The following is a 10445-nucleotide window of genomic DNA, read 5'->3' as shown; positions in this document are numbered from 1 at the left end:
AAGCAGTATTCGTCGGGTCTGGTGACATCGCAAGAGCGTTACAACAACGTGGTCGACATCTGGGGCAAGGCTGGCGATAAAGTCGGCAAGGCCATGATGGAACAGCTGTCTACTGAACCGGTAACGGATCGTCACGGCGAAGCCGTGCGTCAGGAATCGTTCAACTCCATCTACATGATGGCTGACTCCGGCGCCCGGGGTTCCGCTGCGCAGATTCGCCAGCTGGCTGGTATGCGGGGCCTGATGGCCAAGCCTGACGGTTCGATTATCGAAACGCCGATTACCGCCAACTTCCGTGAAGGTCTTAACGTACTTCAGTACTTTATTTCCACTCACGGCGCACGTAAAGGCTTGGCCGATACGGCGCTTAAAACGGCTAACTCGGGCTACCTGACACGCCGTCTGGTCGACGTAACGCAGGATCTGGTCATCACGATGTCAGATTGCGGCACGACTCGCGGCTATATGATGAAAGCCCTGGTGGAAGGCGGCGAGGTCATCGAACCTTTGCGCGATCGTATTCTGGGTCGCGTGGTGGCTGCCGATATCGTCAATCCTGAAACTCAGGAAACGGCGCTTGCTGCTGGTACGCTGCTGGACGAAGACCTGGTTGACTACATCGACAGCATTGGCGTGGACGAAGTCAAGGTGCGTACGCCCCTGACTTGCGAAACCCGCCACGGTTTGTGCGCACATTGCTATGGGCGCGATCTGGGACGCGGCAGCATGATCAGCCGCGGTGAGGCGATCGGCGTTATTGCCGCTCAGTCCATCGGGGAACCTGGCACGCAGCTTACGATGCGTACTTTCCACATTGGTGGTGCCGCATCCCGTGCAGCAATGGCCAGTTCGGTGGAAACCAAGTCCACCGGCACCATCGGCTTTGCCATCGGTTTGCGCTACGTTACCAATACGAAGGGCGATCGGATTGCCATTTCCCGTTCTGGCGAAATCATCATTTTTGATGACAATCGCCGCGAACGCGAACGTCACAAGATCCCGTACGGCGCAACCATTACCGTCGGCGACGGCGATGCGGTCAAGGCTGGTCAACGTTTGGCCAACTGGGATCCATTGACCCGTCCGATCGTGTCTGAATACGCCGGACTGGTGCGCTTCGAGAACATCGAAGAAGGCGTTACGGTAGCCAGGCAGCTGGACGAAGTGACTGGTTTGTCGACGCTGGTGGTCATTACGCCCAAGACACGCGGCGGCAAGATCATGATGCGTCCGCAAATCAAGCTTATCAACGAGGCCGGCGAAGAGGTCAAGATCTCTGGCACAGACCATTCGGTGAACATTACCTTCCCGGTCGGTGCGCTGATTACTGTTCGCGACGGCATGCAGGTAGCGATTGGTGAAGTTCTGGCGCGTATTCCACAAGAATCGCAAAAGACTCGTGACATTACCGGTGGTTTGCCACGTGTGGCCGAACTGTTCGAAGCCCGTTCCCCGAAAGACGCCGGCATGCTTGCCGACGTTACCGGTACGGTTTCGTTCGGTAAAGACACCAAGGGCAAACAGCGTCTGGTCATTACCGATCTGGACGGCGTCAGCCACGAATTCCTGATTCCCAAGGAAAAACAGGTGCTGGTGCATGACGGCCAAGTGGTGAACAAGGGCGAAATGATTGTTGATGGTCCGGCCGATCCGCACGATATTCTGCGTTTGCAGGGCATCGAGCGTCTCGCCAGCTATGTGGTCAATGAAGTTCAGGACGTGTATCGTTTGCAAGGCGTGAAGATCAACGACAAGCACATTGAAGTGATTGTTCGTCAGATGCTGCGTCGTGTGAACATCACCAACGCCGGCGACACCAGTTTCATTACGGGTGAACAGGTCGAACGTTCTGAATTGTTCAACGAAAACGACCGCATGGAAGCCGACGGCAAGATCCCCGCTACGTACGATAACGTGCTGTTGGGTATTACCAAGGCTTCGCTGTCGACCGATTCGTTCATTTCGGCGGCATCGTTCCAGGAAACTACGCGCGTTCTTACCGAAGCTGCCATCATGGGCAAACGGGACGACTTGCGTGGTCTGAAAGAAAACGTGATTGTCGGGCGCTTGATTCCGGCAGGTACGGGTATGGCGTATCACATGGCGCGCAAAGACAAAGAGGCCCACGAAGCGGCCGAACGTCAAGCAGCACGCGCAATGGCCAATCCTTTCGAGGATACCCCGCCAGCCGCAGCAGTGGAAACGCACGAAGAGTCTGCTTCCGATGAGGTTGCAGGTTCAGCCGAAGAGTAAATCAACGGTACGCTGTAATTAAAAACGCCGGGTGTTTATACACACCCGGCGTTTTTTTATGTTCGTTATATGTGGCTGATCAGTCGTCAATATCTTTCTTGGCGGTAAAGCGCAATATGAAAGTGGCGCCTGCGCCTTCATGGCTTTTCGCCTGGATGGAGCCGCCGTGTCGCGCCACCACTGTGTTTGTAAAGGCCAAGCCAAGCCCTACGCCGCCCGGATTGCCATGCACGTTTTCATCAGCGCGCATAAACGGCGTAAACAGATTTTGCTGCTGTGCTTCGCTTATGCCCCTGCCTTGATCGCTGACGATAACCAGCCAGTCATTGCTATCGTTAACGATGCTGCACGTAATGGTGGAATTTTCAGGGCTGTATTTAATGGCGTTATCGATGACGTTGCAGCAGGCTCGCCGTAGCAATGCTTCATCGCCGTCAATCCAGGCGGCTTCGGGATGTTCGGTAAATAGGATGCTGATGTGCCGTTGCTTGGCCTGCGCCCAGAAATCGTCCCGGCTAAGCTCCACAAGCTCTACCAGATCCACGCTTTGATGTCGTATCGTCATGGCCTCTGCGCGAGCCAATTGCACGAAGCCATCAACCAGGCTGAGCGTTTTGTGCGCATACAGGTCGATTCTTCGCAGCAATTCGGCTTCAGGCAGCTCGCTTTCAGGTTGCTTTTGCAACTGGGTCAGGGCCAGGATGGAGTTCTGCGGCGCACGCATGTCATGCGAGAGAAAGCGCATGGTCTCTTCCCTTTTTTGCCGGGCCTGCCGCAACTGGCCTATTGCGCTATGAAGTTGCGTTACGCGGGCAGACAGAGAGCCGTCAGTGGGGGAAGGCGAGCCGGGTAAAGAGGAATTGCCATGCTCGGCGGTTTCTTGATGCAAGGTTTGCAACTCGCCGTCGATATGCTGCAAGGCGGCTTCCTGGCTGCGCCAGCTCCATACGGGATAGGCCAGCGCCACGCCGATAAGACTGGCGGTGATGGGAACCCATATGTTTGCGTAGTGCATTAGCAGTCCGCTGACAATGAAGATAAGAGCCAGTACAGCCAGGGCGATTGCAAACGAGCGTCGCGGCGACAGGCGGCGTAATCCCAGGCAGATCAAGAAAACGGGCAAAGCCGCGAGTAATGCGGCCTGCCATCGATTAGGCGTTGTTATCCAATTGTTATCCAGCGTGCTGAGCAGCCCATTTGCCAGGATTTCGACACCGGCCATGGTTTCCCCGTGGAGGGACCGCGGCGTGGGGAACGCATCCCCCAGCCCCGAGCCCCAGGAACCGATCAGGACATACTTATCCTTGAAGCTGGACTCCGGTATCTGACCATCCAGCACTTGCGCATAGGGATACATCGTGAAGTGCCCAGGCGTACCTGCATAAGGTATCAAGCGCGGGGATGCATCGGGCTGTTGCGAGGACGGGACATCAACCAGATTGTTTGCTGCCCGGGTTATGGCCGTGACGAAATGTTCAACATGCAGGCCGGACGCCAATGTTTGCTGCGGAACCAGGGAACGGATGACCCCGTCCTCATCAGGATAGATATTGATATATCCGAGGCGCTCGGCCGCATTGGCCAAGAGAGGCAGGGGTGCAAGGGTATTGTGATTGCCTTTTTCGACCACTAACGGCAGCACGACGTTGCCATGACGGTGGATGGCTTCGGCCAATATCGTGTCATCCTCCGGATAGGCTGGATTTATTTCGTTAAACACAAGGTCGACGCCAACAACCTTTGCCTCATGCAGCCTATCCAGCAACTGCGCATGTACGATCCGTCGCCAGGGCCAATAGCCGAGCTGATTGATGCTGCCGTCGTCTATCGCAACAATGACGATTTTATCGGTATTGGATGACTGAACCGCGGCCGACAGCGTCTTGTCATAAAACGTATGGTCCAGGCGGGTAAGGCCAATACTGTCGCCGAAGTAGCTTGCGGCCATGGTCATAAGCATCATGACCAGGGTAACCAGTAGCCATTCTATGCGCGTACGCCGTTCCAGGCCGCCCCAGAAGTTCGCGTCCGTATGCTCGACGGAACGCGGCATGTTAGAACTCCGTCAGTTGCACAAATTCGCCATAACCACTGAAAACGGCCGAACCGTCAGAGCTATTTAGTACCGTTCGCCCCAAGAATGGGAGGATGGCATCTTTTCCCATAACGCCGTCGGCGTCAACGGCGCGGACAATGACGTAGTAGGTACCTGGTCGGGACGCGCTGAAGGTAATGTCAGGCGCATCAAAATGCTTGCTGGAAACCAGGTGATGGCCAGCGTCGTCGGTTGCCACGCGGACCAGGTAGGATACTGCCCCTGGAATCGGTGGGAATGATGCCGTCCAGCCTTGGCCGCCACGTACGGGCTCGGTAAGTGCTGGTGCCGGCAGCAAGGGTCGTATGCCCAGCAATTTGCCATGTGCGTTTACAGCGGCCCCTTGATTCGGACGCAAGGTGGCATTACCAGCCTGGCTTGAGTTGAGCTGGGCGCTTCCGGACAAGACTTCGCTTTGTGCGCCGTTGTCAGAGGCCCGTACCCGCAAGCTTGTACCGCGGACCCCGGTTATGCTGACCGGCGTGCGGATTTCAAACCTGCCCACGCCGGTGGCGCGAGGGGCCACGCTGGATTCCAGAGCCCCGTCTTGTATCGAGAAAATAGTATCGATAAGGCCAGTTCCCTTGAAGACCCGTAGGCGCTCTATCTGCATCGACGATGCGGCGGGAACCGATAGCACGCTGCCGTCAGCCAGTGCAAGCGTGATGAAGCCGTTGGCCCCAGTACGTATGTTGCTGCCTTCTGCTACTTCATCTTCGAGCTTGGCCGGGGTGTTATTGACGCTGACTTCGCCGGAGATGTGGCTGACCTGTGCAGGCGAAGGCAGTTCTGGTATCAGGGAAAACGGTATTTTCAGTTCGGTTCCGATGCTTAATCGGAAGGGGTCTTCCACCGAATTCAAACTTTGTAGAATAGTCCAGTTGGAGGACGTTGTCGTATATTTTTGCGCCAGGTCGATAAGCGTATCGCCGGCGATGACCCGATACAGGAAGTTCTCGCCACGAGCGCCAGCGGGTTGAGCCAGAGCTGGGGTGGTCGCAAACACCAGGAAAATGCTGGATACGATGGACGGAAGTAATCGGTGAAGCAGGCAGGACAAGCGCATTGTGACCTAAGTGGTATGGTTTTCAGTAATCAGTTCCAGGCGGTAGCCCAGCGCGTATGACGCATTCAGTCGTACGCCGTGTTCGGCGCCCAAGCGCAGCTTTCGTCGCAAGTTGGACAAATGAGTATCAAGTGTTCGAGAAGTGGCGGGAATTTCACGGTTCCAGACCCGGCTGCTTAACACATCTCGTGAAAACAATTGACCGGGATTGCGGAAAAGCAGCAATGCCAACTCGTATTCTTTAGGTGCGAGATCCATCTTTTCGCCTTTCAGGCGAATCGTGTCCAGTGATGGGTCGATCTCGTAGGCGCCGCAACTGAAGGGCTGTTCTTGCGATACGCTTGGACTATGGCGCCTGCGCAGGGCATCCAGGCGGGCCAATAGTTCATTTTGCCGTACAGGCTTGATCATATAGTCGTCGGCGCCAGCCTGCAGGCCGACCACCAAGTCTTCTTCCAGTGTCCGGCTGGTCAGAAACATGATGGGCATCGTATAGCCCAGATTGGCGCGTACCCAGCGTACGACTTCCAAACCGCTGATGTCGGGTATTTCCCAGTCGAGCAGCAGCAGATCGAAGGCGGTGGGACGGGAGAGGGCGGCCAGCAGGTCTTTCCCCAGGTTGAAAACCGTACATTCATGCCCATTGTTTGTAAGCGTATTATGTATTAGCTGGGCCTGGGCGAGATCGTCTTCTAGGGAAGCTATATGCATAATGATGAAGAGGCCTGTCTGCGTTGATAAATAGATAACTAATGTTACGATACCATCGGTAGCATGTCGAGCTATTGGCCCCGTCGCTAAATAGCAGCAGTTGGCCCACGATAATTAAATACATTGCCTTCTTCTTGACCTTTTTAACTTTGCCATGCTACGATGGCGAGCTTACTAAAGGGTTTATTTGCCAAAATGCCTTTTGTAAGTTAGTAATTTACATCGCAGCAGCCGCAAGACCCGCTCTTTTACGTTTTTCGTGTCAGGCGGTTTTTGCGCAAACCGCCTGAGGCTCCTTTTAGTGTTTGGCAAAATGCCAAGCCTAGAGCAGCAGGCGTCTCATTCAAATACGCAATTCGGTACATAAGTACAGAATGCGTGAAGTCACAGGATGCGTAAAAGGTCATGCCAACCATTAGCCAACTCGTGCGCAAGCCGCGCGAAGTCTCTCGCGAGAACAGCAAGAGCCCAGCGCTCGAAAACTGCCCTCAGCGTCGTGGTGTTTGCACTCGCGTGTACACCACTACCCCTAAAAAACCTAACTCGGCTTTGCGTAAAGTCGCCAAGGTACGTCTAACCAACGGTTTCGAAGTCATTTCGTACATCGGCGGTGAAGGCCACAACCTGCAAGAACACTCGGTCGTTCTTGTTCGTGGTGGTCGTGTAAAAGACTTGCCTGGTGTTCGTTACCACATCGTTCGCGGTTCGCTTGACTTGCAAGGTGTTAAAGACCGCAAGCAATCGCGTTCCAAGTACGGTGCAAAACGCCCGAAAAAAGCCTAAGTTTTCCATAGTCCAGCCTGTCTGGTCGTATCAGTGCAGCCGTGGGCGTGCGCCCATAGCATGTAAGTGACCCTTTTTATAAAGTGGTCGTGGCCGTGTAAAAACGGTTCAACTGAACTGTCACAAGGAAGTTAAAATGCCTCGTCGTCGCGAAGTCCCCAAGCGTGATATTCTCCCCGATCCAAAATTTGGCAGCGTAGAGCTTGCCAAGTTCATGAACGTTGTTATGTTGTCTGGTAAGAAAGCCGTTGCAGAACGCATCATTTACGGTGCTTTCGAACAGATTCAGGCTAAAACTGGCAAAGAGCCTATCGAGGTTTTCAATCTCGCAATTAACAACATCAAGCCCCTCGTTGAAGTGAAAAGCCGCCGCGTAGGTGGTGCAAACTATCAAGTACCAGTTGAAGTGCGCCCTGTGCGCCGCCTGGCACTTGCCATGCGCTGGTTGCGTGAAGCAGCCAAAAAGCGTGGTGAAAAATCGATGGATTTGCGCCTGGCCGGTGAATTGCTTGACGCCTCCGAAGGTCGCGGTGGAGCAATGAAAAAGCGTGAAGACACGCACAAGATGGCAGAGGCTAACAAAGCATTCAGCCATTTCCGTTGGTAATCTAAGGACACTATCATGGCCCGCAAAACCCCAATCGAGCGCTATCGCAATATTGGTATCTCTGCGCACATCGATGCAGGGAAAACCACGACGACAGAGCGCATCCTGTTCTATACCGGCGTCAATCACAAAATTGGCGAAACCCATGAAGGCTCCGCCACCATGGATTGGATGGAGCAAGAGCAAGAGCGCGGCATTACGATTACTTCGGCTGCTACCACTGCCTTCTGGCGTGGTATGGCTGGCGACTATCCAGAGCACCGCATCAACATCATCGACACCCCCGGACACGTCGACTTCACTATTGAAGTCGAGCGTTCCATGCGTGTGCTCGACGGTGCCTGCATGGTGTATTGCGCTGTGGGCGGTGTTCAGCCCCAGTCGGAAACCGTATGGCGTCAAGCCAATAAGTACGGCGTGCCTCGCCTCGCGTTCATTAACAAAATGGACCGCACTGGCGCCAACTTCTTCAAGGTCTACGAACAGCTGAAGTTGCGCCTCAAGGCCCATCCTGTGCCTATCGTTATTCCTATCGGCGCTGAAGACACCTTTACGGGTGTGGTCGATCTGGTCAAAATGAAAGCCATTATTTGGGACGAAGCCAGCCAAGGCATGAAGTTCGAATACATGGAAATTCCTGCTGAATTGGCTGACGAAGCTGCCGAATGGCACGAAAAGTTGGTTGAATCGGCTGCCGAAGCGTCTGAAGAGCTCATGAACAAGTACCTGGAAACAGGTGTCTTGACCGAAGCTGAAATCAATCTTGGCATTCGTACACGCACCATTGCTGGCGAAATCCAGCCTATGTTGTGCGGTACGGCGTTCAAGAACAAGGGTGTTCAGCGCATGCTTGACGCCGTTGTCGACTATCTTCCTTCGCCTATCGACATTCCTCCTGTCGACGGTACCGATGACGAAGGCAATGCCATCAGCCTGCCGGCAGATGACAACGCCAAGTTCTCGGCATTGGCATTCAAGCTGATGAGCGATCCGTTCGTAGGTCAATTGACTTTCGTGCGTGTGTATTCGGGCGTCTTGAAATCCGGTGAAACGGTCTATAACCCTATCAAGGGCAAAAAAGAGCGTATCGGCCGTATTTTGCAGATGCACGCAAACAACCGCGCTGAAATCAAGGAAGTTTTGGCAGGCGACATCGCCGCTGTTGTGGGTCTTAAAGACGTGACCACTGGCGAAACGCTGTGCGATCTTGACGAGCACATCTTGCTTGAACGCATGATTTTCCCAGAGCCCGTGATTTCGCAAGCCGTCGAGCCTAAGACTAAAGCCGACCAGGAGAAAATGGGCATTGCGCTGTCGCGTCTTGCACAAGAAGATCCTTCGTTCCGCGTACGTAGCGATGAAGAATCCGGCCAGACCATTATTTCCGGTATGGGCGAGCTTCACCTTGAAGTGCTGGTTGACCGCATGCGCCGTGAATTCGGCGTGGAAGCCAACGTAGGCAAGCCACAAGTGGCTTACCGCGAAACGATTCGCAAGACTTGCGAAGAAATCGAAGGCAAGTTCGTCAAGCAATCCGGTGGTCGTGGTCAGTATGGTCACGTTGTGCTCAAGCTCGAGCCCTTGCCTCCTGGCGGCGGCTACGAGTTCGTCGACGCCATCAAGGGCGGTGTGGTTCCTCGCGAATACATTCCTGCAGTTGACAAGGGTATTCAAGAAACCTTGCCTGCTGGTGTCGTTGCCGGTTACCCGGTGGTCGATGTCAAGGTTACGCTGTTCTTTGGTTCGTACCATGACGTTGACTCGAACGAAAACGCATTCCGTATGGCTGCCTCCATGGCATTCAAAGACGGTATGCGCAAAGCCAGCCCGGTATTGCTCGAACCCATGATGGCTGTGGAAGTCGAGACACCTGAAGATTACGCCGGTAACGTGATGGGCGATTTGTCCTCGCGTCGCGGCATGGTCCAAGGTATGGACGACATCGTAGGTGGTGGCAAAATCATCAAGGCTGAAGTACCTTTGGCCGAGATGTTTGGTTATTCGACCAACCTGCGTTCACAAACGCAAGGTCGTGCAACCTACACCATGGAGTTCAAGCACTACGCCGAAGCTCCTAAGAATGTGGCTGACGAAGTTATTACCGCTCGCGGTAAGTAATAATAGGTCCTGTCCACCCTATGTGGTGGGCAGGTAAAATTTTTTTGTTTCCTTGAAAACATTGACGGAATAAATCATGGCAAAAGGTAAGTTCGAACGTACCAAACCCCACGTAAACGTCGGCACGATTGGCCACGTTGACCACGGCAAGACCACGCTTACAGCGGCAATCACCACTGTGCTGGCAACCGCTTTCGGTGGCGAAGCCAAGGGCTACGCGCAAATTGACGCGGCTCCTGAAGAAAAAGCACGCGGCATCACGATCAACACCTCGCACGTCGAGTACGAAACGCAAGCGCGTCACTACGCCCACGTTGACTGCCCGGGCCACGCTGACTATGTCAAGAACATGATCACGGGCGCAGCGCAAATGGACGGCGCGATTTTGGTCGTGTCGGCCGCTGACGGCCCCATGCCACAAACGCGTGAGCACATCTTGTTGTCGCGCCAGGTTGGCGTGCCTTACATCATTGTGTTCCTGAACAAGGCCGACATGGTCGACGACGCCGAGCTGCTCGAACTCGTTGAAATGGAAGTGCGCGAGCTGCTCTCGAAGTACGATTTTCCTGGCGACGACACCCCGATCATCACGGGTTCGGCCAAACTGGCTCTGGAAGGCGACGAAGGCCCCATGGGCAAGCCTGCCATCATGAAGCTGGCCGAAGCGCTGGACACCTACATTCCTACGCCAGAGCGCGCCATTGACGGCACGTTCCTGATGCCTGTGGAAGACGTGTTCTCGATCTCGGGTCGCGGCACCGTGGTGACTGGCCGTATCGAGCGCGGTATCGTCAAGGTCGGTGAAGAAATCG

8 protein-coding genes are annotated in these 10445 nt (G+C 54.6%); 5 read left to right on the top strand and 3 right to left on the bottom strand.

The window, feature by feature from the left end:
* A partial coding sequence (locus ABWO67_RS16790) for a DNA-directed RNA polymerase subunit beta' (RefSeq protein ID WP_502930038.1) occupies window positions 1-2253 on the top strand: 2253 nt, incomplete at its 5' end.
* 79 nt (window positions 2254-2332) lie between these two features.
* On the opposite strand, the gene ABWO67_RS16785 is transcribed toward ABWO67_RS16790, so the two are convergent.
* From ABWO67_RS16785 to ABWO67_RS16775, 3 genes are read right to left on the bottom strand one after another with little or no spacing between them, the layout of a single operon-like run.
* A complete protein-coding gene (locus ABWO67_RS16785; RefSeq protein WP_353153635.1) occupies window positions 2333-4306 on the bottom strand; it encodes a CHASE2 domain-containing protein in 1974 nt (657 codons plus the stop codon).
* A 1-nt stretch (window position 4307) separates the two neighbouring features.
* Window positions 4308-5408 (bottom strand): FecR family protein, encoded by a 1101-nt coding sequence (locus ABWO67_RS16780; protein ID WP_353153632.1) that lies wholly within the window; start codon window positions 5406-5408, stop codon window positions 4308-4310.
* A gap of 12 nt (window positions 5409-5420) precedes the next feature.
* Complete coding sequence (locus ABWO67_RS16775) at window positions 5421-6125, bottom strand: response regulator transcription factor (protein ID WP_353153629.1); 705 nt, start codon at window positions 6123-6125, stop codon at window positions 5421-5423.
* Window positions 6126-6530: 405 nt separating this feature from the next.
* Between ABWO67_RS16775 and rpsL the strand changes: the two genes are divergently transcribed.
* From rpsL to ABWO67_RS16755, 4 genes are all read left to right on the top strand, one after another.
* Window positions 6531-6908: a 30S ribosomal protein S12 gene (gene rpsL / locus ABWO67_RS16770; RefSeq protein ID WP_073110196.1), complete on the top strand. Its 378-nt coding sequence runs from the start codon at window positions 6531-6533 to the stop codon at window positions 6906-6908.
* Between the two features lie 136 nt (window positions 6909-7044).
* On the top strand, window positions 7045-7515 hold the full coding sequence (rpsG, locus tag ABWO67_RS16765; protein WP_353153626.1) for a 30S ribosomal protein S7: 471 nt from the start codon (window positions 7045-7047) through the stop codon (window positions 7513-7515).
* A gap of 15 nt (window positions 7516-7530) precedes the next feature.
* Window positions 7531-9633: an elongation factor G gene (gene fusA, locus ABWO67_RS16760; RefSeq protein ID WP_353153623.1), complete on the top strand. Its 2103-nt coding sequence runs from the start codon at window positions 7531-7533 to the stop codon at window positions 9631-9633.
* Window positions 9634-9709: 76 nt separating this feature from the next.
* Window positions 9710-10445: elongation factor Tu (locus ABWO67_RS16755; RefSeq protein ID WP_353153620.1), on the top strand; the 736-nt coding region annotated here is incomplete at its 3' end.

It is taken from the genome of Pollutimonas bauzanensis, from assembly GCF_040393045.1.
Taxonomy (GTDB): Bacteria; Pseudomonadota; Gammaproteobacteria; order Burkholderiales; family Burkholderiaceae_B; genus Pollutimonas; species Pollutimonas bauzanensis_A.
Note: the sequence above shows the minus strand (reverse complement) of the source record. Positions and strands in the feature narration are given on the sequence as shown.